The organism is Marinobacter sp. L-13, from assembly GCF_056857715.1.
On sequence record NZ_JBSXNQ010000064.1, the window covers coordinates 214133 to 237951 of the forward strand.

At 57.6% G+C, this 23819-nt stretch carries 24 protein-coding genes and 1 tRNA gene; 16 read left to right on the forward strand and 9 right to left on the reverse strand.

Annotated elements, in window-relative coordinates:
- Positions 1 to 37: 37 nt before the first annotated feature.
- Positions 38 to 580, forward strand: a complete 543-nt coding sequence (gene sufT / locus AC13DD_RS17490) for a putative Fe-S cluster assembly protein SufT (protein WP_008169336.1) — start codon at positions 38 to 40, stop codon at positions 578 to 580.
- Positions 581 to 1051 carry a SufE family protein gene (locus AC13DD_RS17495; protein ID WP_008169334.1) on the forward strand — a complete coding sequence of 157 codons (471 nt, stop codon included), beginning with the start codon at positions 581 to 583 and terminating at the stop codon, positions 1049 to 1051.
- 12 nt (positions 1052 to 1063) lie between these two features.
- Here AC13DD_RS17495 and AC13DD_RS17500 read toward each other — a convergent pair whose 3' ends face one another.
- Both AC13DD_RS17500 and AC13DD_RS17505 read right to left on the reverse strand, forming a co-directional pair.
- Positions 1064 to 2269, reverse strand: a complete 1206-nt coding sequence (locus AC13DD_RS17500; protein WP_273157032.1) for a flagellar assembly protein T N-terminal domain-containing protein — start codon at positions 2267 to 2269, stop codon at positions 1064 to 1066.
- Positions 2270 to 2305: 36 nt separating this feature from the next.
- Positions 2306 to 2854 (reverse strand): LPP20 family lipoprotein, encoded by a 549-nt coding sequence (locus AC13DD_RS17505; RefSeq protein ID WP_062781091.1) that lies wholly within the window; start codon positions 2852 to 2854, stop codon positions 2306 to 2308.
- 248 nt (positions 2855 to 3102) lie between these two features.
- On the opposite strand from AC13DD_RS17505, the gene traF reads away from it, so the two are divergent.
- From traF to trmL, 5 genes are all read left to right on the forward strand, one after another.
- A complete protein-coding gene (gene traF, locus AC13DD_RS17510; protein WP_008169329.1) occupies positions 3103 to 4404 on the forward strand; it encodes a conjugal transfer protein TraF in 1302 nt (433 codons plus the stop codon).
- Positions 4405 to 4579: 175 nt separating this feature from the next.
- Positions 4580 to 5701 (forward strand): tRNA nucleotidyltransferase/poly(A) polymerase-related protein, encoded by a 1122-nt coding sequence (locus AC13DD_RS17515; protein WP_092032103.1) that lies wholly within the window; start codon positions 4580 to 4582, stop codon positions 5699 to 5701.
- Positions 5702 to 5710: 9 nt separating this feature from the next.
- A complete protein-coding gene (locus AC13DD_RS17520; RefSeq protein ID WP_008169327.1) occupies positions 5711 to 6457 on the forward strand; it encodes a pteridine reductase in 747 nt (248 codons plus the stop codon).
- Positions 6458 to 6582: 125 nt separating this feature from the next.
- On the forward strand, positions 6583 to 7761 hold the full coding sequence (locus tag AC13DD_RS17525) for an acetyl-CoA C-acetyltransferase (RefSeq protein WP_008169326.1): 1179 nt from the start codon (positions 6583 to 6585) through the stop codon (positions 7759 to 7761).
- Between the two features lie 5 nt (positions 7762 to 7766).
- A complete protein-coding gene (gene trmL, locus AC13DD_RS17530) occupies positions 7767 to 8231 on the forward strand; it encodes a tRNA (uridine(34)/cytosine(34)/5-carboxymethylaminomethyluridine(34)-2'-O)-methyltransferase TrmL (protein ID WP_008169325.1) in 465 nt (154 codons plus the stop codon).
- Positions 8232 to 8280: 49 nt separating this feature from the next.
- On the opposite strand, the gene secB is transcribed toward trmL, so the two are convergent.
- Entirely contained in the window at positions 8281 to 8784 is a 504-nt protein-coding gene (gene secB, locus AC13DD_RS17535; protein WP_008169324.1) for a protein-export chaperone SecB, read from the reverse strand.
- A 144-nt stretch (positions 8785 to 8928) separates the two neighbouring features.
- Complete coding sequence (locus AC13DD_RS17540; protein WP_008169323.1) at positions 8929 to 9345, reverse strand: rhodanese-like domain-containing protein; 417 nt, start codon at positions 9343 to 9345, stop codon at positions 8929 to 8931.
- Between the two features lie 147 nt (positions 9346 to 9492).
- Here AC13DD_RS17540 and gpmM point away from each other — a divergent pair, with 147 nt between their 5' ends.
- From gpmM to AC13DD_RS17560, 4 genes are all read left to right on the forward strand, one after another.
- A complete protein-coding gene (gpmM, locus tag AC13DD_RS17545; RefSeq protein WP_008169322.1) occupies positions 9493 to 11040 on the forward strand; it encodes a 2,3-bisphosphoglycerate-independent phosphoglycerate mutase in 1548 nt (515 codons plus the stop codon).
- Between the two features lie 20 nt (positions 11041 to 11060).
- Positions 11061 to 12194, forward strand: a complete 1134-nt coding sequence (locus AC13DD_RS17550) for a murein hydrolase activator EnvC family protein (RefSeq protein WP_008169321.1) — start codon at positions 11061 to 11063, stop codon at positions 12192 to 12194.
- Positions 12195 to 12291: 97 nt separating this feature from the next.
- Positions 12292 to 13698, forward strand: coding sequence for a S41 family peptidase (locus AC13DD_RS17555; protein WP_008169320.1), 1407 nt, complete (start codon positions 12292 to 12294; stop codon positions 13696 to 13698).
- Positions 13695 to 14510: a divergent polysaccharide deacetylase family protein gene (locus AC13DD_RS17560; protein WP_008169319.1), complete on the forward strand. Its 816-nt coding sequence runs from the start codon at positions 13695 to 13697 to the stop codon at positions 14508 to 14510. The genes AC13DD_RS17555 and AC13DD_RS17560 overlap by 4 nt, the downstream gene beginning before the upstream one ends.
- On the opposite strand, the gene hisF is transcribed toward AC13DD_RS17560, so the two are convergent.
- The 5 genes from hisF to AC13DD_RS17585 form a co-directional block, all read right to left on the reverse strand.
- Positions 14507 to 15280 (reverse strand): imidazole glycerol phosphate synthase subunit HisF, encoded by a 774-nt coding sequence (gene hisF, locus AC13DD_RS17565; RefSeq protein WP_008169318.1) that lies wholly within the window; start codon positions 15278 to 15280, stop codon positions 14507 to 14509. The two genes, AC13DD_RS17560 and hisF, sit on opposite strands and share 4 nt — an antisense overlap.
- Positions 15281 to 15289: 9 nt before the next feature.
- Positions 15290 to 16027, reverse strand: a complete 738-nt coding sequence (gene hisA, locus AC13DD_RS17570) for a 1-(5-phosphoribosyl)-5-[(5-phosphoribosylamino)methylideneamino]imidazole-4-carboxamide isomerase (RefSeq protein ID WP_014578248.1) — start codon at positions 16025 to 16027, stop codon at positions 15290 to 15292.
- Entirely contained in the window at positions 16021 to 16662 is a 642-nt protein-coding gene (gene hisH / locus AC13DD_RS17575; RefSeq protein WP_482931534.1) for an imidazole glycerol phosphate synthase subunit HisH, read from the reverse strand. Before hisH ends, hisA begins: the two co-directional genes overlap by 7 nt.
- A 71-nt stretch (positions 16663 to 16733) precedes the next feature.
- Positions 16734 to 17327, reverse strand: a complete 594-nt coding sequence (gene hisB, locus AC13DD_RS17580; RefSeq protein WP_007153401.1) for an imidazoleglycerol-phosphate dehydratase HisB — start codon at positions 17325 to 17327, stop codon at positions 16734 to 16736.
- A gap of 138 nt (positions 17328 to 17465) precedes the next feature.
- Positions 17466 to 17927, reverse strand: coding sequence for an SRPBCC family protein (locus AC13DD_RS17585; protein WP_008169307.1), 462 nt, complete (start codon positions 17925 to 17927; stop codon positions 17466 to 17468).
- A gap of 193 nt (positions 17928 to 18120) precedes the next feature.
- Between AC13DD_RS17585 and AC13DD_RS17590 the strand changes: the two genes are divergently transcribed.
- From AC13DD_RS17590 to AC13DD_RS17610, 5 genes are all read left to right on the forward strand, one after another.
- On the forward strand, positions 18121 to 20286 hold the full coding sequence (locus tag AC13DD_RS17590) for an AsmA family protein (RefSeq protein WP_482931529.1): 2166 nt from the start codon (positions 18121 to 18123) through the stop codon (positions 20284 to 20286).
- Positions 20286 to 21353, forward strand: coding sequence for an A/G-specific adenine glycosylase (mutY, locus tag AC13DD_RS17595; protein WP_482931530.1), 1068 nt, complete (start codon positions 20286 to 20288; stop codon positions 21351 to 21353). The genes AC13DD_RS17590 and mutY overlap by 1 nt, the downstream gene beginning before the upstream one ends.
- Before the next feature lie 75 nt (positions 21354 to 21428).
- Positions 21429 to 21701 carry an oxidative damage protection protein gene (locus AC13DD_RS17600; protein ID WP_008169302.1) on the forward strand — a complete coding sequence of 91 codons (273 nt, stop codon included), beginning with the start codon at positions 21429 to 21431 and terminating at the stop codon, positions 21699 to 21701.
- A gap of 121 nt (positions 21702 to 21822) precedes the next feature.
- Positions 21823 to 21898: transfer RNA gene (locus AC13DD_RS17605), tRNA-Phe, on the forward strand.
- A gap of 634 nt (positions 21899 to 22532) precedes the next feature.
- Complete coding sequence (locus tag AC13DD_RS17610; RefSeq protein WP_482931531.1) at positions 22533 to 23720, forward strand: TackOD1 domain-containing metal-binding protein; 1188 nt, start codon at positions 22533 to 22535, stop codon at positions 23718 to 23720.
- The last annotated feature ends 99 nt before the right edge of the window (positions 23721 to 23819 follow it).

Consider the following 23819-nt stretch of genomic DNA (forward strand, 5'->3'; position numbering starts at 1 on the left):
CGATATAAAGATTGAAAAGAGCGAGGCCCGAACAGGCATGCAAGAACGGGAAGTGGTCCTGACCAAACGCGAGGTGGAAGCCCGCCTTGTTCCTTCCGGAACCGAAATCATGATTCCGTCGGACACCTTTGTGACCATTACGCAGTCGCTGGGTGGCACCTTTACGGTCGCTGTTAACGGTAACCTTGCCCGGATTGAAGGCCACAATGCCGACGCGCTCGGCAAGAAACCCCTGGAAAGCAGCTTTGAAACCCCGGAAGACGGCACCGTCAACGAAAACCAGGTCTGGGAAGCCATGCAGAACTGCTACGATCCGGAAATTCCGGTGAACGTGGTGGATCTGGGCCTGATTTACGAGTGCAGGATTGAAAATGGCACCGAAGACGGCAACCATGTGTACGTGCTGATGACCCTGACTGCCGCCGGCTGCGGCATGGGCCCGGTGATAACCGAAGATGTGAAAACCAAGCTCGAGCATGTGCCCAATGTGGACAAGGTGACCGTTGAACTGACCTTCGATCCGCCCTGGAGCAACGAAATGCTCACCGACGAAGCCAAACTCGAACTGGGAATGCTGTAAATGACTGCCAGTGAACAGGACTTTCTGAACAACCCCTTGGGTAAAGACACCACCCTGGATGACGTTCTCGATGGCTTCGAGCTGCTGGACGACTGGGAAGAGCGCTACGCTTTTATCATTGATCTGGGCAAGCAGCTTCCTGCGTTTCCCGAGGAATCCCGGGTTGAAGAAAACTATGTTCATGGCTGCCAGAGCCAAGTCTGGCTGATTCATCATTACGATGAAGACAGTGGCCGGCTGTACCTGTTGATTGACTCCGACGCCATGATTGTTCGTGGACTAGCTGCCATCATCCTGGTCGCCCTTAACGGCAAAACCCCGAGGGACCTGCTGGCCACGGACATTGATGAGTTATTCGAGCAGCTGGACCTGTTCCGGCACATTTCCCCGACCCGCGGCAACGGGCTCAGGGCGATGGTTGGCAAGATCCGCGACATTGCGGCCGCCGAGGTGGCCAACGCCAGCAATTGATGCCCGTCAGCCCTACCAGATAATCGCTATATCATCTCTCTGGATATTCACGATGCCGCCCAGTTGCGGCATGGTACCCCGGCTAAAATGCGGCTGAACTTTTTCGAGCGTCACTGACAAGTCGCTGTCCTGCAATTCTGGTGAGTCATCTGGTGATTCCAGGTAGCGCTTGCTGCGATAGATCTTCAACTCATCACCCGGCCTGAGGCCTGCTGTAGCCCCGGATTCCAGCGTTACAGAAAAGTCGTCTACCCGCGCAATTCTGGTCATGAAGGGCTGACACGCCAATGCATCCGTTACTGCCATCGCCATGTCTGCGATAACATTCTCGACAGCCTGACCGTAGGCGGTTTTCTGGAAGCCGGCAGAGCCGAACCCTGCTGAACTGCCAGGCCCGGCATCCCAATCGGCCGCGGCTTCAAATCTCTGACGATAGACCGGCGCGCCACTGAAGCCGTCGAAGATAACGAGATCAGCCGCAAATCGGCGCCGTTGATCTACCGCCCCGATGCCCCGCTGCATTTTATCCAGCACGGAGGTGCCCCACGCTGACGGATCCGCAACGCCAAGATCCCGGATAACGCCTGTCACTACGAACTGAACGCCCATTTCACGGGCCAGTTCCAGTACATTGGTCAATCGATTGTCGCCCTGTTGTACCGTAGGCGCGTTCAGCAGATCCGTGAACATCCGTGAGGTTGTCGCACCAAAGACCTGCAATCCGCCCTGAGCCACCAAACGCTGCTGGAGTTGTTGCGGCAAGATTTCGCCGGCGTCATCAATCCGCCCGACTCTGGCCTGGTCCGGATACAGGACAGGAAACCCGGTCACTGCGACGCGCTTTTTCAGGCGTCCGGAATCTCCAGATCCACACTGGCTGCGACTCTCGCTGATATCGCCCCGGACAATCACCCGCAACAGATTGCCACTCTGGTACTCATCAATTACCCGCACATTCCGGGCTCTGGCGCTTGACGCCAGATCCATCCGTGACTCAGTGATCACGCCGTTTTTCATGGTGTCGTGCGTGCTAACCCTGGCTTCATACTGCAGGGAAAGGTCCCGGATTGCGGCCTTGCGGGCCTCAGCCCGGGCGGCTTCCAGGTTGCCATTGTGGATATTGGCATGGCCCACGCCTTCCAGAACCACCGCATGGGCGGCAGAAACCACGAAGAGCGCCAGAACTCCGAGCACAGCCAGTGACAGCAAGCGTTTCATAATTCTCGATACTCCCTACACTCTCTATACTCTCGATCAATCAAGGTAATACAGGGAATCCACGCCTTTGCTCTGCACATCGCCCACGCTGTCATTTTCCTGCGGCATGGGAATCGGGCAGAGATCCTGCACCTGATCATCAGCAACCTTGGCCACACAGGCCCGGAAACGTGGCTCGAGCTTCAGTTCCATCACCGTTTCGAAGACACCGTCGCTGTGCTCGTTGACCGCGACCAACTTCGCGCCGCGAATGTAGCTGTCCACATAGGTTCTGAAGGTGTCGTTGCGCAGCACAAAATCATTAACGGTGGAACTGCCGTACACGACAGTACCGTAGACCCGTTCAACGAGATTCCGGTAGGCGTCCAGCTGGGAGGCCCGCCGGGCCATCAGACGTTTGCGGGTATTTGAACGGTCGGCCGCAACATCCTCATAGGTCCCCAGACCGCTCACCCGCACAGTAATTGGCTCCAGCATCGTATCCTGGCGGGACTGGTTGCCGTTATCCCCCTGATAACTGCCAACCGGCGCACAAGCAGCCACCGTTGTTGCCAGCAGAGGCATAAGTATCCAGCGAAGGTTCATTGCGTGTCTCCAGAAAACGTCATTTCCGGTTTCCCATGAAAAAACTACGCCAGTTTTTCTAACTGCCTGATATTCCGATCAACAACTCCCAACCGTATTGTTTTGCAATCCCTATGCGGCAAAAAACTGCCTCTGTTTACACATCAAAAACAAACCGTTACCCCATGCGTCATGAGCTGGATAAGGTTCTGCCTTACCCTTTCAGGTACGTAACATCTATTTTGCCTTTTTACCTGACAGGATTCTTCATGACCGGATATCGCCTGACCAAACTTTCTCTGGCTATTGGTCTTTCCATTGCCACCAGTTCTGCACTGGCCAGCCCGCAGTCGTTTATGTCTGCCCGCTCTTTTGCCATGGGTGGCACTGGCGTCGCTGTAGCAACACCATCATCAGCGCCGATGGATAACCCAGCGATGATGGCCTCCGATCACCACAGCTGGAACGATGATTTTGGGTTGATGCTGCCCTCGGTGAATGCTCGCGCAGCGGATGAGGAAGAAACAGTTGACCAGGTGGATGATATCCAGGATGTAATCACTGATCTTGAATCGCTGGTTTCCGGTTTTGATCCCAATACCGACGACCCACAAAGTATTCAGGACGGCGCCGCCGATCTCAGCGACCGTTTGACCGAATTCGACAGGGACACCATGCGAGTGAACGCCGGTCTAGGGCTGGGCCTGGCTGTGCCGGGACAATCTCTGGCTGTCGGCGTGTTTACCAATGCAAACCTGACAGCAACCGTTCGTGGTGACGTGTCCGATCAGGATATTACCGCACTGAATGCGATTGCCACTGCAGCAACGGCCCAGGACGTTCAGAATGCCGTCGACCAGATCAGTACGAATGGCACCCTGAACCTGACATCACAAGGAAAAATACTGGCATCCGCCGTCGGGGAAGTGGGCATCAGCTTCGCACGGGCTTTTGAGCTACAGGATGGCAACAGCTTCCAGCTTGGCCTGTCGCCGAAATACGTGGAGCTGCGCACCTTCCAGTACACGGAAGCGGTTTCCGGTTTCGAAGATGACGAATTCGACGATGACCAGTATCAGACTGAAAAGAGCGGCTTCAACCTCGACGTGGGCGCAGCCTACAGCTTTGGTGATTCCAACCAGTGGAACACCGGAATTGTCGTTAAAAACCTGATCCCCATGGAGCTCGACTCCGCTGCGAGCCGGCCTTTGCTCGGAGAGGAAGTTCGCACATTAAAGCTGGACCCGATGGTTACAGCGGGCATCGCGCACAAGAGCGAATACCACGTTATCACCGCGGAAGTGGACCTGACCAAAAAGGAAGCCTTTGGCTTTGAGGACGACACCCAGTGGGCAGCCCTTGGCGCCGAATTCGACGCCTTCCGTTACGCCCAGTTGCGGGTGGGTGTTCGCCACAACCTGGCCAGCAACGATGACAACGACGGCATTGAAGAGAAAACCCAGTTCACGGCAGGTCTCGGACTGAACATTGTCGGCGTCCGCCTCGATATCGGCGCCCTGTACAGCGATGCAGATGCCGGTGCCGCCCTGGAGCTTGGCACCGCGTTCTGATGGAAAGCTGAAAGTGGGGTCAGATGAAGATTTCATCTGACCCCAAGCTCCAATCAAAGCCCGCCCGGGCAATCCGGGCGGGCTTTTTTATGGCCCTCATGCGTCACAGGTTTGCCTGCCCTGCCCGGGAACCGGATAATCCACCGACACACTCCCGAAAGGAATCAGCGATTTCATGCAGGCCTATCTGGTTGGCGGTGCCGTTCGTGACGAATTACTCGGCCTTGAGGTCAAGGACCGGGATTGGGTGGTGGTCGGCGCAACTCCAAAGGAAATGCTAGCCAACGGCTTCAAGCAGGTGGGCGCGGACTTCCCGGTATTTCTGCATCCCCGAACCCGGGAAGAATATGCCCTGGCTCGCACCGAGCGGAAACAGGGGCGCGGCTACCACGGCTTCACTGTTTACAGCGCGCCCGACGTCACCCTTGAGCAGGATTTGAAGCGCCGGGACCTGACCATCAATGCGATGGCAAAAGCTGAAAACGGCGATCTGGTCGACCCCTTTGAAGGCCGCAGAGATATTGAAGATCGCAAGCTTCGGCATGTCTCGGAGGCCTTCGCCGAGGACCCCCTGAGAATTCTTCGCACAGCCCGGTTCGCAGCCCGCTTTCACCCGCTGGGATTTTCCGTGTGCGACCAGACCATGGCCCTGATGAAGCGCATGGTGGATAGCGGAGAAGTAGACCACCTGGTGCCCGAACGGGTCTGGCAAGAATTCCAGCGGGCGCTGCATGAACAGGCGCCCGAGGCCTTTTTCGAAGTTCTTCGTGACTGCGGCGCCCTTGAGGTTCTTGTTCCGGAATTAGCTTCGGAAAAAGTCTTTCAACTCGCGATGGCGGCACTTGGCTGCGTCCACCGCCGCTTGCACGCCGAGACGGAGGAGCGTTTTGCGGCCCTGCTCTCCCCCCTGGATGCCCCTGTTGCAAAGGACAGGGGCAAAGCCCTGAAGGCACCCAATGACTGTCAGAATCTGGCGCGACTGGTTACTGCCTTCACACCCCAGATCCGGGACATTGATGCGCAAAGCCCGGAAGCCGAAACGCTTCTGGACCTGCTCGACCAGGCGGACGTCTGGCGCCGCCCGGAACGTTTTTCGCAACTCACGAAGGTGCTCGAGTGCGCCTTGCCGGGCGATTCCCTCACACTGGACCTGCTGCGAACCGCCTCGGAAGCGGCGACCGGCGTTGAGCCGAGAACCCTCCTGGCGCAAGGGTATAAAGGCAAGGAACTGGGCAGCGCAATCCGGACTGAACGCCTGAAACGCATCGGCGACGCCGTCGCCCCGACCAACCACTGAGGAGGCACCATGCCGTCCACAACGCCTGTTGCCCTGATCACCGGCGCAGCCCACCGTCTTGGCGCACAGACTGCCCGGACACTTCACGAAAGAGGGTGGAACCTGGTGATTCACTACCGGACCCGGGAAGAGCAGGCGAACTCACTGATTGCGCAGATGAACCGCCAACGGCCCGACTCCGCCTGCGCCCTGCAGGCGGATTTGAGCCAGTTAACTGGAGTGGACCGGCTGGCCAGTGACGCCATCGCACAGTGGGGCCGACTGGACGCACTGGTGAACAATGCATCGGTCTTCTACCCCACCCCGACCGCAGACGCCACCGAAGACGACTGGAACACAATCCTGAACACCAACCTACGGGCCCCATTTTTCCTGCTTCAGGGATGCCTGGCCGAACTTCGGCGAAACCGCGGCAGCGTCGTAAATCTGATCGATATTTACAGTGAAAGGCCTATCGATGATCACCCGCTGTACTGCGCCACCAAGGCCGGCCTGGCTGCCCTGACGCGCTCCTGGGCAAAAGACCTGGCGCCGGACGTGCGCGTGAACGGCGTATCGCCAGGCGCAATCCTCTGGCCAGAGGGCGAAGCCGAGATGGATCAATCCGCCCAACAGGCAATCCTTCAGAAGACGCCACTGGCCCGCACCGGCAACCCTGACGATATTTCCGAAACCATTGCGTTCCTGATCTGCGATGCGCCCTTTATCACCGGGCAAATCGTCTCTGTTGATGGCGGCCGAAGCCTGAACATGTAGTACAACCCGCGCATGACGGACCTGATCTTTGGCCGGTGACCGCTTTCCGGATACAATGCCAGCAGTTTTCAATCCTGTTCGCGCCGGCCCCAATCCCGCGCGCGCCACTGATCCGGAGAATTCCCATGCGTGATGTCGTTATTGTTGCCGCCCGCCGTACTGCTATCGGAACCTTTGGCGGAGGTCTTTCCAGCCTGAGCGCAGACCAGCTGGGAACCGCCGTCATCAAGGCACTAATGGAAGAAACCGGCGTTGCCGGTGACCAGATCAACGAGGTGGTACTGGGTCAGGTTCTTACCGCCGGTGTTGGCCAGAACCCGGCTCGCCAGTCTGCCATTAACGCCGGCATTCCAGCGTCGGTGCCCGCCATGACCATCAACAAGGTCTGCGGCTCAGGGCTGAAAGCGGTTCACATGGCGGTACAGGCCATCCGCTGTGGCGACGCCGAGATGATGATCGCCGGTGGCCAGGAGAGCATGAGCCAGGCGCCCCATGTGCTGCCCAACAGCCGGAATGGCCAGCGGATGGGCAACTGGTCCATGGTGGATACCATGATCAAGGACGGCCTGTGGGACGCCTTCAACGATTACCACATGGGCATCACGGCCGAGAACATCGTCGAGAAATACGGCATCAGCCGGGACGAGCAGGACGAGTTTGCAGCGGCGTCCCAGCAGAAGGCCGCCGCCGCTCGCGAAGCCGGCTATTTCGATGGGCAGATTGTTCCGGTCTCCATTCCCCAGCGTAAGGGCGACCCGATTGTCGTTGACCGCGATGAAGGCCCCCGCGACGGCGTCACTGCCGAGGGGCTTGGCAAACTCCGTGCGGCCTTCAAGAAAGACGGCACCGTTACCGCCGGCAACGCCTCATCCCTCAACGATGGCGCCGCAGCCGTGATGGTCTGCAGTGCCGAGAAAGCGAAAGAACTGGGGCTGACTCCGATCGCCACCATCAAGGCCTACGCCAACGCAGGCGTGGACCCGACGATTATGGGCACCGGCCCGATCCCGGCCAGCCAGCGGTGTCTGAAGCTTGCCGGCTGGAGCACGGAAGATCTGGACCTGGTGGAAGCCAACGAAGCCTTCGCAGCCCAGGCTATTTCTGTAAATCGCGACATGGGCTGGGACACCGGCAAGGTTAACGTGAACGGCGGCGCCATTGCCCTGGGCCACCCCATCGGCGCATCCGGCTGCCGCATTCTGGTCTCCCTGCTGCATGAAATGGTTCGCCGCGATGTTCACAAGGGCCTGGCCACACTGTGCATCGGTGGCGGCATGGGCGTTGCCCTGGCCGTCGAGCGCTAAGCTTCATGCTCCACGTTGTGCTGTACGAGCCGGAGATACCGCCGAACACCGGCAACATCATCCGGCTCTGCGCCAACACCGGTTGCCAGCTGCATCTGATTGAACCGCTGGGTTTTAACCTGGAAGACAAACAGATGCGGCGGGCCGGGCTGGATTACAGCGAGTACGCAACGGTCAGGATCCACAAGAGTTACCAGGACTTCCTGGCCAGCGAGCAACCCGGACGCCTGTTCGGGTTCACCACCAAAGGCAGCGCCCATTACCACGAAGTGAGCTACCAGGATGGCGACTACCTGATGTTCGGCCCGGAAACCCGCGGCCTTCCCGCTGATGTCCGCGAGGGGTTGCTGCCTGAGCATCGCCTGCGGGTTCCCATGCAACCGCATAGCCGCAGCCTGAATCTCTCCAATACCGCAGCCCTGGCGGTTTACGAGGCCTGGCGGCAGCTGGGGTTTAACGGAGCGACATAAAAAAACCGGCCTGAGCCGGTTTTTTTATATCTGATCACAGTGGTTCGGATCAGTGAGTCTGCTGCTCTTCGCTTGCCTCGCCAGCAGCTTCTTCCTGCTTGCGCTTGAGCGCCTGGGCATAGATGGCGTCGAAGTTCACCGGCGCCAGCATCAGGGCCGGGAAGCTGCCCTTGCTCACAATACCGTCGATCGCTTCGCGCGCATACGGGAACAGGATGGTCGGGCAGTAGGCGCCCAGCATCTGGCCCAGCTGCTGGCCTTCGATGCCCTGCACCAGGAACACGCCGCCCTGCTGGATCTCGACGATGTAAGCTACCTTCTCACCCACTTTCGCGGTGACGGTCAGGGAAAGCACAACCTCGTACTGGTTGTCGCTGACCTTGTTGTGAGACGTATTCAGATCCAGATTCACCTGCGGCTTCCACTGCTCCTGAAATACCAGCGGAGAGTTGGGTGACTCAAAAGACAGGTCCTTCACATAGATGCGCTGAAGGGCAAACTGGGGTTGGTTCTGGTTGTCACTGCCTGCTGCGGCTTGCTGATTCTCAGCCATTTTCAATCCTTTCGTTCTCGATCATGGGCTCGGGGCCCGCTGTTATGGGATGTTATGAAGTGTGCTGCCGGGACATTTTACGTTGGCGCCGGGCCGGCTTATGTGAAACAGTGCGGCAGAATGATCTTCAGATCAAGGGCCGCTCTATTTCTTCACCAGCGGAAGATTGCTGGCTTTCCAGTCGGCAACGCCGCCGTTCAGGCGAACCACATTGCTGAAGCCTTCCGCGTTCAGCTGTTTAACCGCCATGGCAGAATGCTGGCCCATCTTGTCGGCAACGATGATCTGTTTGTCCTTGAACTTGCTCAGCTCACCAACCCGGCTCTTCAGGCTGTTCAGGGGAATGTTGATCGAGCCGGTAATGCGGCCCTCACCAAACTCCTTGCGGTCCCGGATGTCGACTACAACGGCTTCATCCTTGTTGATCAGATTGACCGCACCCTGGGCCGAGATCTTGGCACCGCCACGACGGGACTCCAGAATGAGAATGGCAACCAGGAATGCCACGAACAGCGACACAAGAATGTAGTGGTTAACGACAAATTCAAACAACCGGTCCATGAATTTACCCTGATAATGAGTTTGGCGGGATTATACACAGCCTGCTCCCCGGACAGAAGGTGACGAAAGTGGCCAGTAAATGCGAAAATAGATAAACTTCGTTTTCGTTTTAGTAAATTTACTAACATTTTACTTCCGGACTTAATGATGACTGCAATGCGCAAGCCGACTGCACTGATTATCCTGGACGGCTGGGGCCATCGCGACCCGGCTGAAGACAATGCCATCAGCAATGCCAGCACCCCGTTCTGGGACAAACTCTGGCAAAACCAGCCCAAAACCCTGATCAATACATCGGGTATGTTTGTTGGGCTGCCGCAAGGGCAAATGGGTAACTCGGAAGTTGGCCACATGAACCTGGGCGCAGGGCGCGTGGTCTATCAAAGCCTTACTCGTATCGACAAAGATCTGGAAGAAGGCACTTTCCAGCAGAACGAAGTGCTCTGCTCAGCGATCGACAAGGCTGTCCAAAGCGGCCGAGCCGTTCATCTCATGGGTCTGATGTCGCCCGGTGGTGTACACAGCCACGAAGACCACATTATTGCCGCTGCCGAACTTGCCGCCGCACGTGGCGCGAAGGAAGTTTACATCCACGCCTTCCTCGATGGCCGTGACATGCCGCCCCGCAGCGCAAAACCATCCCTGGAGAAGGCCGCGGCCAAATTGAAGAGCCTCGGCGTCGGCCGCGTTGCCTCGATCGTGGGCCGCTACTATGCCATGGATCGCGACAACCGCTGGGACCGCGTGGAAGCGGCCTACAACCTGATGACCCAGGGCACCGCGGAGTTCACTGCGGCCGATCCGGTATCCGGGCTGGAACAGGCTTATGAGCGCGGGGAAAACGACGAGTTTGTAACGCCAACCCGGATCCACGCTCCGGGCGAGCCCGAGGGAACGATCAACGATGGTGACACGGTGCTGTTCATGAATTTCCGTGCCGACCGTGCCCGGGAAATGACCCGCACCTTTGTGGAGAAGGACTTCGACGGATTCGAGCGCAAGAAGCACCCCGAACTGGCCGACTTCGTGATGCTGACCGAGTATGCGGCGGACATCAAAACTTCCTGCGCCTACCCGCCCGAACAGCTTACCAATGGCCTTGGCGAATACATGGCGAAGCAGGGCAAGACCCAGTTGCGCATCGCCGAAACAGAGAAATACGCCCACGTAACCTTCTTTTTCAATGGCGGCCTGGAAACACCGTTCGACGGTGAAGAGCGCATTCTTGTGCCCTCCCCCAAGGTGGCGACCTACGATCTGCAGCCCGAAATGAGCGCACCAGAGGTAACCGACAAGCTGGTGGAAGCGATCAAGAGCGGCAAGTACGATCTGGTTGTTTGCAATTATGCCAACGGCGACATGGTTGGTCACACCGGCAAGCTGGACGCTGCAATCAAGGCGGCCGAATGCCTGGACGAATGCGTGAAACGCGTTGTCGAGGCCCTGGATGAGGTAGGCGGCGAAGCTCTGATCACGGCTGACCACGGCAACTGCGAACAGATGACCGATCCGAATTCAGGCCAGGTTCACACTGCCCACACCATCGGCCCGGTGCCACTGGTATACACCGGCCACCGCAAAGTTGTGTTGAAGAACGACGGCAGCCTGAGCGACGTTGCGCCCTCTCTCCTAGCCCTGATGGGAATGGAGCAACCGAAGGAAATGACCGGGCACAGCCTGGTTGAGATCGGCTGATCCGGGAACGGAACCAACCCTTGCAACTCCACGCGATTCTGGCGCTCGCCCTCCTTCTGGGCGCAGCGCCGGCTACAGCCCAACAGGATGTAACCCCGGCTCAGATCGAGGAACTCAAGGAACGCATTGAGGACATCGACGATTGGCTGGAGGACGCCGAAGAGGACCGCTCCTCCCTGGAGCGGCAACTTGCCGCGACCGAAAAGAATATCAGCCGCCTGACCCGTGAACGCCGCTCTCTGCGCCAGCAGGCCGAACAGCAGCAGCAGAGGCTCCGTGAACTGGAAAGCGAGGCGCAGGAGCTCACCCGAACCCTTGACCGCCAGCGGGACAGTCTCAAGAAGCAGATCCGCGCCGCCTGGATGGAAGGCGATGCGCCAGCCGTAAAGGTACTGCTTAACGAAATTGATCCGGACAAGATCGCCCGGACCATGACCTACTACGAATACCTTAGCAAGGACACAGTCGACCGCCTGGAGGCGTTCAGACAAAGCCTGCAAGAACTCAGAAGCACACAGGCTGCCGTGCAATCAACCCGGGTTGAACTGGCCAGAACTGAGGAAAACGTCGCTAAACGCCAGCAGGAACTGACGGCATCGAGAAAGGAGCGCCAACAGACACTGGCCGCCCTCAATGCCGACATCCAGAACCGGCGCAGCGAGCGGGAAGAACTGGAATCCGACCGCAAACGGCTTGAAAACCTGCTGGCGGAAGTGCAGCAGGCGATCAACAACATCCCCTCACCCAATGAATCCCAGCCCTTCGCCTCATTACGTAACAAACTGCCCTGGCCCGTAAAGGGACAGGTCCTGAGCCGCTACGGAGAGCGCTATGCCGACGGCAAACTCCGTCGCAACGGCCTGCTGATCGGAACCGGGGACGAAGCGGAGATCCGTGCCATACACTATGGCCGGGTGGTGTTTGCCAACTGGCTTCGGGGCTTTGGCCTGATCACCATCATCGACCACGGCGACGGCTACATGACCCTGTACGGCCACAGCAGCAGCTTGTTTACCAGCCCAGGCGACTGGGTGGCTGCCGGCGAACCCATTGCCCAGGCGGGCCGTACCGGCGGCACAGATTCCCCGGCGCTCTACTTTGAAGTCCGGCACAATGGTAAACCCGACAACCCTGGCCGATGGCTGGCAAACTGAGAGCCCCCGGGAGGGCTGACAAACGCCGCAGGTAACGCCATACTGTTCGGAGTCAGGGAAACCAGTCCAACTATCGGAATAAAAACGGGATATGTGAATGAAACGGGTCAGAAGTACACTCCACGCCTTGCCATTACGCAGCATTGCTCTCGCTACCTGTTTCGCAACCGCTTCCGGACTGGCCTGGGCCCAGGATAAAGACGCCGCCACCGAGCAGCTGCTGGAAGGCATCCAGAACGGCGAACGCGTGGAAATAAGCCTGCCGGATCCGGAGAAGCAGCTGCCACTGGAAGACCTCCGCAAGTTCACCGAGGTATTCAGCCGCATCAAAGATGCGTACGTCGAGGAAGTAAGCGATCGCAAACTCCTCGAAAGCGCCATTAAAGGCATGCTGTCAGACCTCGATCCTCACTCCACCTACCTGGCACCCAAGGACTACGAAGAGCTCGAAGAGAGCACCTCCGGCGAGTTCGGCGGGCTGGGCATTGAAGTGGGCATGGAAAACGGCTTTGTGAAAGTGATTGCCCCCATCGACGACACGCCAGCGCAGAAGGCAGGGGTTCAGGCGGGGGACCTGATCATCAAGCTGGATGAAAAACCGGTTAAAGGCATGAGCCTGGAAGAGGCTGTCCAGCTAATGCGGGGCAAACCCGGCTCGATCCTGACGCTCACCATTATGCGTGAGGGGGAAAGCGCTCCCATCGAAATCGAAGTGGAACGGGACGTTATCAAGGTCACCAGCGTGAAATCCCGAATGCTGGAAAATGGTTACGGTTATGTTCGCATTACCCAGTTCCAGGCGGATACCGGCTCGCAGTTCAAGGATGCCCTCAACGGACTGGAAGACGAACTCGGACGCGATCTTGACGGCCTTGTTATCGACCTGCGCAACAACCCGGGCGGGGTGCTGCAGGCGGCCGTAGAGACCGCAGATGCCCTGCTTGATGACGGACTGATCGTCTACACCGAGGGCCGCATCCAGAGTTCCCGCCTGCGCTTCAGCGCGCGATCGGGCGACATCATGGAAGGCACGCCTATTGTCGTGCTGATCAACGGCGGCTCCGCCTCTGCTTCAGAAATCCTCGCCGGCGCGCTTCAGGACCATGAGCGCGCTGTGGTGATGGGCACAAAGTCCTTTGGCAAGGGCAGCGTCCAGACGGTCATTCCGCTGGATGAGACCCACGCCATCAAGATGACTACCGCGCGCTATTACACACCGGATGGCCGCTCCATCCAGGCCACCGGCATCAAACCCGATATTGAAGTACGGCCGGCGGAACTCAAGGAGCTCGACAGCAAGCCGTTCTTCACCGAAGCGGATCTGAGCGGGCACCTTGAAGGGCAGAACGAGGGGCAGGACCAGGATGGAAACGATGATGCCCAGAACGCAACCGGTTCTCTTGCCGACCGGGATTATCAGCTACGCTCGGCACTGAACCTGCTCAAGGGAATCCGGATTCTGAACCCGAACAAGAGCGCCAAGGCAGAAGGAAGCGATCAGTGAGAGTAGTCAGTACTCTGCTGGCCGTAGCATTCTGTTTTACCGCCGGCACGGTGTCCGCGGAGCCGGCCCGAAAAGCACTGCCGCCCACCATTGCCATCATTATTGATGACATGGGCCACAGCCTTGTTGAAGGTGAGCGACTGGCAAACCTGGATCAGCCGCTGACACTCGCTTTTCTGCCCTACCGTCCACACACGGACAGCCTGGCCCGGCTCGCCTATAAGCAGCACAAGGAAATCATGCTGCACGCCCCCATGGCCAACACCCGCAACTATGGCCTGGGCCCGGGCGGCCTGACCCCCGAGATGGACGAACAGAGCATGGTGACCACCCTTCGCCGTGCCTTGCAGTCGATTCCCCATGTCCAGGGCGTGAACAACCACATGGGCAGCCTGCTGACCCAGCAGCTGCAGCCCATGGACTGGGTCATGAAAGAGCTGTTCCGCTACCCCGTGTACTTTATCGACAGCCGCACCATCGCCTCATCCGTGGCCGGTGATGTCGCAGCGGCGTACCGCATTCCGACCATGACCCGGGACGTGTTTCTCGACCACGAACAGACCGAAGAGTTTGTGGACCGCCAGTTCAAACTGCTGATCAAGCGCGCCAAAGAAAACGGTAGCGCCATCGGCATTGGCCATCCTCACAAAGTCACCGTGGATTACCTGGAGAAGCACCTACCCAAACTGGATGAGCAAGGCATCGCCATTGCCACGGTCAGCGGCCTTTGGGCCATGCGCAACGGCAATCGGGAGATGTTTGCGGAAGGAGAAAAGCAGGCCATTCGACCTGCTTTTGCAAAGAAGGATTAATCGCGGACTTCTATGCCCTGAGCCTTCATGAAGGCCTTCGCTTCAGGAATGGTGTGCTGTCCGAAGTGAAAGATTGACGCCGCCAATACCGCATCGGCACCGCCCTGAGTCACGCCATCAGCTAGGTGCTGCAGCTCTCCGACACCGCCTGAGGCAATCACCGGCACAATCACAGCATCGCTGATGGCTTTGGTCAGCCCGAGATCAAATCCGATCTTGGTGCCGTCCCGGTCCATGCTGGTCAGCAGTAACTCACCAGCGCCCATTTCCACCATCTTGCGGGCCCATTCCACGGCATCCAGCCCTGTGGGCTTGCGGCCACCGTGGGTAAAGATTTCCCACCGGGGCTCCTCGCCCTGTTCACTCACCCGCTTGGCATCAATGGCCACCACGATGCACTGGCTGCCAAAGCGGTCCGCCGCTTCCCGGACAAACTCCGGGTTGAACACGGCTGCGGTATTGATCGACACCTTGTCTGCGCCGGCATTCAGGAGCTTGCGTATGTCATCCACGGTACGCACACCACCGCCGACAGTCAGCGGAATGAAGACTTCCGCCGCCATTCGTTCAACGGTCTCGTAGGTGGTGTCACGGCTCTCATGGCTGGCCGTGATGTCGAGGAAGGTGATTTCATCGGCACCCTGCTCATTGTAACGACGGGCCACTTCCACCGGGTCGCCGGCATCGCGGATATCAACGAAATTGACGCCCTTCACCACGCGGCCTTTATCGACATCGAGGCAGGGAATGATGCGTTTCGCCAGAGCCATAAGCCGCCCTTACCCCTTCAGACCGTCGCAGAAAGCCTGCGCTTCAGCGACATCCAGGGTGCCTTCATAGATCGCACGACCCGTGATGGCACCAAGGATGCCCTTGTCCGCCACGGTAGCCAGGCGTTTCAGATCATCCATATTGGTCACGCCACCAGAGGCGATAACCGGAATTCCGCCCTCTTCTGCCAGTGCGGCTGTTGCTTCCACATTAACGCCCTGCATCATGCCGTCTCGGCTGATATCGGTATACACAATCGCGTCCACGCCGTCGTTGGCAAAGCGCTTGGCAAGATCGGTAGCCATCACTTCCGAGACCTCCGCCCAGCCATCGGTGGCCACACGACCGTCTTTGGCGTCCAGGCCGACGATGATGTGACCCGGGAATTTTTTGCACATCTCAGTGACAAATTCCGGCTCTTTCACGGCCTTGGTGCCAATGATGACCCACTGCACACCGGCCTTCAGGTAGGCTTCGATGGTTTCTGCCGACCGGATACCACCACCGATCTGGATGGGAAGATCCGGGTATTTACGGGCAATGGCCTGGACAATCTCGCCGTTGACCGGCTCACCGGCAAAGGCGCCGTTCAGGTCAACCAGGTGCAGCCGGCGGGCGCCGGCTTCCACCCAGCGGGTGGCCATATCGACAGGATCGTCACCAAACACCGTGGAGTCGTCCATCCGGCCCTGACGCAGGCGTACACATTTGCCGTCTTTCAGATCGATTGCAGGAATTATCAGCATTTTCCAGTCCAGTTTGTAAAATTCTCGAGCAACTGCAGGCCCGCCCGGGCACTTTTCTCCGGGTGGAATTGCACTGCAAAAATATTGTCTCGCGCGACTGCTGCCGCAAGGTCCACCCCATAGCGGGTGCGGCCTGCCATATCGGCGTTGCCCTCGGCTTCTGCGTAGAAGCTGTGCACGAAGTAGAAACGGTCACCCTCGGGAATGTTATGCCAAAGGGGGTGATCAATGGTCTGCTGCACCTGGTTCCAGCCCATGTGGGGCACTTTCAGGCGCTCGCCGTTTTCCGTGAGGTGGTCACCGAAATAGCGTACTTCCGAAGGAAACAGGCCGATGCAGTCAACGCCGCCGTTCTCTTCACTGCGGGACATCAGGGCTTGCATGCCCACGCAGATGCCAAGAAACGGGCGATCCTGAGAGACCTCACGAACCAGATCCACTACCCCGAGACGATGCATTTCGGCCATACAGTCGCGAATGGCACCAACGCCAGGGAGGATGACACGATCGGCTTCACGGATTTTTTCGGCGTTGTCGGTGACCAGCACGGTGGTGTCCGGGGCAACGTGCTCCACTGCTTTTTTGGCAGAGTGAAGATTGCCCATGCCGTAGTCGATAATGGCAACGGTTTTCATGGTTGTTGCGGTGTCCTTGATTGACCGGTCAAACATGACCGGTTAAAGCGAGCCTTCTGGCGACGAGGCGTTTACAGCGAACCCTTGGTAGACGGTGTAATACCGGCCATCCGCTCGTCCATTTCAATCGCCATACGCAGGGCACGGCCGAAGGCCTTGAACACGGTTTCAATCTGATGGTGGGTGTTTTTACCCTTCAGATTGTCGATGTGCAGGGTCACCATGGAATGGTTCACAAAGCCGTGGAAAAACTCCTCGAACAGGTCGACGTCAAAGCCACCCACGGCACCGCGAGTGTACGGCACATCCATCATCAGGCCCGGGCGACCGGACAGATCGATAACGACTCGGGAGAGCGCCTCATCCAGCGGGACATAAGCGTGGCCGTAGCGGCGAATGCCCTTTTTGTCGCCAACCGCCTGCTTGAAGGCCTGGCCAAGGGTGATGCCGATGTCTTCCACGGTGTGGTGGTCATCAATGTGCAGGTCGCCCTTCGAAACGATATTCAGATCCACCAGACCGTGGCGGGCGATCTGGTCCATCATGTGCTCCAGAAACGGCACGCCGGTATCGAAACTGGATTTGCCGGTTCCGTCGAGATCAATCTCAACGGTGATCTGGGTTTCAAGGGTATTTCTCTCTACCCGAGCCTTGCGTTCGGCCATGGGGACTCCGTGACAATTGAGCGGCATAAAGCCGGAAAAATTCGATCCGGCGATTATACCTTTTATGTCGGCTGGAGTCCCACAACCGGTTTAATCGCTACGATAGCGAAGTGCAGGTAGATGGCAGAGAGGGCTGCGTCAGAACGCCTTCTTCAGATTGTTCATGTAAGTGTCTACGAGGCTGTTGAACTCGTGCTTGATAACCGGGCTGATGGCCAGCTTGAGCAGGCTGGGCAGGGGCACAGTCAACTCTGCGCTGGTCTGGAACTTCACGGCGGTGGCATTGTCGCCCTTGGACTTGATGGTCCAGGAACCACTCACGACGCCATTGCCCTCGCCCTTCACCGGCTCCCAGGTAATCTTGCCGGCGTCTTTGTCCGAGTGATATTTGCAAGCGTACACCGACTGGATGGCATGTTTGTCGACGCCCACTTTTTCCATTTCCCAACGGTAGGCGTTATCGCCAAGGTCGGTCAGTTTGTGGACTTTCGGGAAGTGACTGGCTGAACGTGGCACATCCGCCAGCAAATCGAACACTTCATCATAGCTGCCCGGAATCTCAAGTTCGCGGTTCAGCTCAATCGAAACGGTAATAGCCACGGCCAACTCCTTCTTGTGTTTATAGGTATCAATGTAGTCGGAAAATCAGGGTCGTGTATTTTGGCCCAACACTACCGCATTGTCATACTCCCGCGCTGTTAATTTGTTAACCCTGCGTTATCCTTTGGGTCATTAGCGTCGGTATTCACAGCGAATACTGCAAGCTCCTAAAAATAGGAAGGAAGCCTGAATCATGAAAGCCGTCCGTTATGTGCTGATTGCCATCGTTGCACTGATCGTTCTTGCCGTGGCTGCCGTTGCCATCGCCATGGCCGTGATCAACCCCAACGATTACAAACCGCAGATTGAACAGGCCGTTGAGGATGCCACGAACCTGGATCTGGTCCTTGAAGGCGACATCGGCTGGTCTTTTATCCCACTTGGCCTTGAGCTGAATTCCGTAGAGGCCACCCTGGAAGGTGACCGCTTTGTTGCCCTTGAGCAACTGGTGGCCCAGATCGATTTCTGGTCACTGATTGCCATGTCCCCGAGGGTGAATACCTTCGTACTGGACGGGCTGGACGCCCGACTCGAAGTGGACGAACAGGGCAACGGCAACTGGACCCGCATCATGCCCGAGAAGGCGGCGGGAGCGGCAACCGAGGAAACGGCCGGAACCCAGGATGAACAGGCACAGGAGAGCGAGGGCGCCGGCGGCGAGCCTCTGAACTTCAACGTTGAAAACGTTCAGATCAGCAATGCCCAGGTGCACTACACCGACAAGAGTACCGGCCAGTCGGTCACGCTGGAGAATTTCACCGTCAACGCCAGCAACATTACTCTGGGCTCCGAGTTCCCGCTGGAAATCGGGTTCCGGGTAGCCACCACCCAGCCCACGTTTGAAGTGGATGGCAATATCAGCGCCCGCCTCGCCGCCAACGAGGCTCTCAACGAGTTCGCCGTATCCGGTCTGAATGCCGTGTTCGACATGACCGGAGAGCCGTTCGGTGGCAAAGAGGTCACGGCTGAACTGGCGGGCTCTGCCAGGGCGAACCTGGAAAACGAGACCGCTAACCTGAGCGGCTTTACCGCCAGCCTGGCCAACCTGAACCTGTCGACCGATCTTGACGTTACCGGATTCGGCGACAAGCCAACCCTGAGCGGCGAGATCTCCATCGCCGAGTTCTCGCTGAAGGATCTTCTGAACAACCTCGGCCAGCCCCCGGTGGAAACCAGCGATCCGGACGTACTTGAAGCCATCGCCTTCTCCACCGGTATTGGCGGTCCGGCCGGCAAGGTGGAGCTCACCGACCTGACCATCAAACTGGATGACACCACCTTCACTGGTTCCGGTAGCTACAACCTTGCCGACACAGGCGTTGTCTTCCAGCTCCAGGGCGACCAGTTGAATGCCGACCGATACCTGCCACCGAAAGCGGAAGGAGAGGCGGAGGAAGCACCCGCATCCCAGGAAACCGCTGCAGCCGGACCCGAAGGCGACCTTCTGCCCCTGGAGACCATTCGCAGCCTGCTGCTGGATATTGATCTGGGACTCGGCCAGCTGATCGTCAGCAACCTGACTATCAACGAAATCAAAGCCAGCACCACCGCGAAAAACGGCCTGCTCAAGGTTGATGAGTTCAGCGGCAAACTGTACGAGGGCAGCTTTGGTGCCAACGTGACCATCGACGCCCGCAACGACAATCCGAAATGGACCGTTGGCTCAGACGTAACCAATGTACAGACCCTGCCTTTGCTCACCGATCTGGCAGAAGTGGATATGCTCGCCGGCGGGGCAAATCTCAAAGTGAACGCCAACACCTCTGGCAACCGGATCTCGGCACTGCGCAGCAATGCTGACGGACAGATCAGCTTCAACCTCGCAGAGGGCGAGTTCCGCCGGATGAACCTCACCCGCATGGCCTGCCAGGGCATCGCTCTGGTCAACCAGGATGAGCTGACAACCACCGACTGGGGCACCAGCACCCCGTTCAACGACATGCGCGGCACCCTGGACATCAACGGCAACACCCTGAACAACACCGACCTGGTTGCAGCACTGGCCGGGATGCGTCTGGAAGGCAATGGCACAGTCGATCTGGCCCAGAGCCAGCTGGATTATGAAGTGGGCCTGAGAATCGTCGGTGAAATCCACAGGGACAACGCCTGCCGCGTTACCGAATATGTAGAAAACGCGGTTATTCCCGTGGAGTGCCGTGGCAACTTCGCCGAGGACCCGGCAGGACTTTGCTCCTTTGACGGCTCCCGCTTCAGGGACACCCTGAAGACCATCGCCGAAAATGCCGCCAAGGCGAAAGCCCGGGAGGAAGTGGACAAGGCAAAAGCCAAGGCGGAAGAGAAGGTTAAAGAAAAGGTGCAGGAACAGATCGGCGACAAACTCAAAGGACTGTTCAACTGATGCCGGACAGCTTCGCCAACAAACTGCTCCAATGGTACGACAGCCACGGCCGGCATGACCTGCCGTGGCATCACAACCGGAACGCCTACCGTGTGTGGGTTTCCGAAATCATGCTGCAGCAGACACAGGTAACCACGGTTATCCCCTACTTCGAGGCGTTCATGGAACGCTTCCCGGACGTTCATGCCCTGGCCGAAGCGCCGGTGGATGATGTGCTCAGCCACTGGTCCGGCCTTGGTTACTACGCCAGGGCCCGCAACCTGCAGAAAGCCGCGCAGACGGTGGTGGGCGAGTTCGATGGTGAGTTCCCGCAAACCCAGGAGGAGCTTGAATCCCTGACCGGCATTGGCCGCTCCACAGCCGCCGCCATATTGGCCCAGGCCTTCGGCATTCGCGCCGCCATACTGGATGGAAACGTGAAACGGGTGCTGGCGCGCTACCATGCCATACCCGGCTGGCCCGGCCAGACAGCCGTGCTTAACCAGCTGTGGCAACGGGCCGAAGAGCACACGCCGGAACAGCGGGTGCGCGACTACACCCAGGGCATTATGGACCTCGGCGCCATGGTGTGTACCCGCAGCCGCCCGGCCTGCGAGAGCTGCCCGCTGCAAGAGGGCTGCAGAGCCTACGCCCAGGGTGAAACCTCACTCTACCCCGGCTCCAAACCGAAAAAGACCAAGCCGGAGAAATCCACCTGGATGGTGATTCTTGAGGATGGCGAGGGGCGCATTCTGCTTGAGCGTCGCCCGCCCAGTGGCATCTGGGGCGGCCTCTGGAGCCTGCCGGAACTGGACCCGGCCTACGGAGCCGATGAGCTTCAGGAAGCCTGCGAACAGAGCCTGGGGCTGGATTGCGCAGAACCGGAGCTTATCAGCGGCTTTCGACATACCTTTTCCCATTACCACCTGCACATACAGCCCGCCCGGCTGAACGTCACCGGCGGCGCCAACACCGTTGCAGACAAGGATCATCTGAAATGGCTACACCGCCATGAAGCCCTGAACCTCGGCCTGCCTGCTCCAATCCGGTCGCTGCTTACCGAACCGGAGCAAGCGGCCCTGCTTTGATCTGATCCGGTAGCGCCTTCAGCCGCAACGATCTGTTATCATCACCGCCAGCAACATTTGCCAACAGGAGCCACCATGAGCCGTACTGTTTTCTGCCGCAAATACCAGAAAGAACTGGAAGGCCTGGACTTCCCGCCCATGCCCGGCGCCAAGGGCCAGGACATTTTCGAGAACATCTCGAAGCAGGCCTGGGAAGAATGGCAGGCCCAGCAGACCATGCTGATCAACGAAAAACACCTGAGCCTGATGGACCCCAACACCCGCAAGTACCTGCAGGCGCAGATGGAACATTTTTTCAACAACGAACCGTTCGACAAGGCCGAGGGCTACGTTCCACCGGAACAATAACCCCGGATTGATCAAAGCCTGAGCATGCCTGAAAAGATTCAGAAATTTTTCCGGCCTAGCCTTGACTCAAAACATCGAAACCGGTTTAATAGCGCCCCGTTGCACAGCAGTAGCGCAACATGCCCGGATAGCTCAGTTGGTAGAGCAGGGGATTGAAAATCCCCGTGTCGGTGGTTCGATTCCGCCTCCGGGCACCACTCTCTCCCTCCAATCAATAACTTAGGAGGGTTTTGAGAGTTGCCCCATCATTAGTCCCCACATCCCAGATTTGCTTAGAAAACATCCAAATATTGCTCAAGCATAATCTGTCCGTATCCCTTTACGAAATTAGCTCTGTACAACCAAATCTTACGTAATCGCCTGTTTTGCCTATCCATTCAACCACAAAGTCGCTATCCAGCCAATTGCTTGGCCAAACGGCGCATACGTCTGTATTAGAACGAGACCTCTCAAAGAAGCAACTCCTTTAACGAACATTGCTGCGAAAGGTAGTCCTGGTCGTGCCAAACATAATGTGGTCGGAGATTGACGCCATAAATTGGCCGCTAAGGTCGCAAAGCGAACATTCAGATCCGAGAAGGAATGCCTCATTTTAAGGATCTTATATGGTATCCGCATTAGGGTAAGCTAGGGGCTCTCATGTTGCATTAGCAATTTAGGTCTATTTCAGTAAACTACGAACCTACAAATAGTGAGGAGAAAACGAAATTCCGATTGCGTCCTCGGTATTGGATTTGCACTCTCCTGCAAGCAAGGGCCTCAGACGACTTTGCCAAGAAACGTTGTCCGCCTACTCAGCACCCATCAAGAAATCTATCGGCGGTCGTCCGCATGAAAAATCCTTACATCGCGTTTGTGTCGGCAACAAGAGACAAACCCGTTCCTGCAAATTTTCATAAATTTTCAAATACCGACGAGCTATTGGATCATCCTGATGTTGATATTGTTCTGCTAGATCAGGCTTCTGATCAGGCGGCCCGGGCGGTATCAATGCTTCGAGCACAACCAGCGTTTCACTTCAATCTGATCTTTACGCGGGATTCTAAGATTCCTCTTTGCGACGGAGAGATTCCGGATGACCCTGAAAGTCTCATTCCGGTTTTCAGGCTCTGGCTCGAACGTATGTCAATGTTCAATCAGGGGCAGTCTCCAGACCGTTTTGAAGAGCGCGTTCTTGCCTGGTTGTGGACCCGGCCGGCTACTCGTCTAGAGCCGGCGCTCAACCCTGACACGCGGGAACTATACCAGTATCCGCTGCTTGAAGTGATGGCTGGACAAGAGCCGATCAACGCCATGTTGTGGCTCAACCTTATGACTGAGCAGGGGTGGTTGGAGCGTGGTGAGCTGCTAGACCGGATCCGCCTTTGCAATCGCTGTAGCTCTGGCCGTCTCAATTACGTTGATGTCTGCCCTGACTGTCAGGCATTGGACATAGCCAAACAACCATCATTGCATTGCTTCACGTGTGGCCACGTTGCACCTCAGGAGCATTTCCTCAAGAGCAGCCTACTGATTTGCCCCAATTGTATGAGCCGCCTTCGCCACATTGGCAGTGACTACGATCGTCCCCTGGAAAACTTTCGCTGCCTCTCGTGCCAGAGCTTTTTCGTGGATGCCGATGTTGAAGCTCGCTGTCTGGAATGCGGCGAGCACCATGAGCCTAACGAACTCAAAATCCGCGAGATACGCCCCTACCACTTATCAGAAAGGGGCAGGCTACGGTGTCGCCAGGGGTTCTCTGACCAGAGCGTGGCGGAAGCTTTTGGGCGTCTTAACCTGATCGCTGTGCCAACTTTCAGCACTCTCCTGAATTGGGAAATCCAGCAGGCTCGTCGCTACAAAACAATGCAACCGTGCTCATTGTTATTGATGCGAATGGAAGCATTGGAAAAGCTGAGTGGATACTCTGAGGGGCTGGCGATTGTGGACAGCTTGGTCGATCGCATTCAAGAAGCGATCCGCGACACTGACCGATGCACTGTAAGCGCCAATAAATCCGCACCTGTGGCTGGCAACTGAATTTCGCCACACTGATTCCTGCTTTCAAATGAAGGAGGAATCCGATGACCACCCCTGATTTACATCAGTTCTGGCAACAGACGCTATCGGACTGGCAGG

Coding starts and splice junctions, on each gene's coding strand:
- secB (WP_008169324.1), bottom strand. CDS start 8,784: ATGGCTGAGAATCAGCAAGCCGCAGCAGGCAGTGACAACCAGAACCAA.
- AC13DD_RS17520 (WP_008169327.1), top strand. CDS start 5,711: ATGCCGTCCACAACGCCTGTTGCCCTGATCACCGGCGCAGCCCACCGT.
- traF (WP_008169329.1), top strand. CDS start 3,103: ATGACCGGATATCGCCTGACCAAACTTTCTCTGGCTATTGGTCTTTCC.
- AC13DD_RS17525 (WP_008169326.1), top strand. CDS start 6,583: ATGCGTGATGTCGTTATTGTTGCCGCCCGCCGTACTGCTATCGGAACC.
- AC13DD_RS17610 (WP_482931531.1), top strand. CDS start 22,533: ATGAAAAATCCTTACATCGCGTTTGTGTCGGCAACAAGAGACAAACCC.
- sufT (WP_008169336.1), top strand. CDS start 38: ATGCAAGAACGGGAAGTGGTCCTGACCAAACGCGAGGTGGAAGCCCGC.
- trmL (WP_008169325.1), top strand. CDS start 7,767: ATGCTCCACGTTGTGCTGTACGAGCCGGAGATACCGCCGAACACCGGC.
- hisF (WP_008169318.1), bottom strand. CDS start 15,280: ATGGCTCTGGCGAAACGCATCATTCCCTGCCTCGATGTCGATAAAGGC.
- hisH (WP_482931534.1), bottom strand. CDS start 16,662: ATGAAAACCGTTGCCATTATCGACTACGGCATGGGCAATCTTCACTCT.
- hisB (WP_007153401.1), bottom strand. CDS start 17,327: ATGGCCGAACGCAAGGCTCGGGTAGAGAGAAATACCCTTGAAACCCAG.
- mutY (WP_482931530.1), top strand. CDS start 20,286: ATGCCGGACAGCTTCGCCAACAAACTGCTCCAATGGTACGACAGCCAC.
- AC13DD_RS17600 (WP_008169302.1), top strand. CDS start 21,429: ATGAGCCGTACTGTTTTCTGCCGCAAATACCAGAAAGAACTGGAAGGC.
- AC13DD_RS17555 (WP_008169320.1), top strand. CDS start 12,292: ATGAAACGGGTCAGAAGTACACTCCACGCCTTGCCATTACGCAGCATT.
- AC13DD_RS17505 (WP_062781091.1), bottom strand. CDS start 2,854: ATGAACCTTCGCTGGATACTTATGCCTCTGCTGGCAACAACGGTGGCT.
- AC13DD_RS17590 (WP_482931529.1), top strand. CDS start 18,121: ATGAAAGCCGTCCGTTATGTGCTGATTGCCATCGTTGCACTGATCGTT.
- hisA (WP_014578248.1), bottom strand. CDS start 16,027: ATGCTGATAATTCCTGCAATCGATCTGAAAGACGGCAAATGTGTACGC.
- AC13DD_RS17495 (WP_008169334.1), top strand. CDS start 581: ATGACTGCCAGTGAACAGGACTTTCTGAACAACCCCTTGGGTAAAGAC.
- AC13DD_RS17515 (WP_092032103.1), top strand. CDS start 4,580: ATGCAGGCCTATCTGGTTGGCGGTGCCGTTCGTGACGAATTACTCGGC.
- AC13DD_RS17500 (WP_273157032.1), bottom strand. CDS start 2,269: ATGAAACGCTTGCTGTCACTGGCTGTGCTCGGAGTTCTGGCGCTCTTC.
- gpmM (WP_008169322.1), top strand. CDS start 9,493: ATGACTGCAATGCGCAAGCCGACTGCACTGATTATCCTGGACGGCTGG.
- AC13DD_RS17540 (WP_008169323.1), bottom strand. CDS start 9,345: ATGGACCGGTTGTTTGAATTTGTCGTTAACCACTACATTCTTGTGTCG.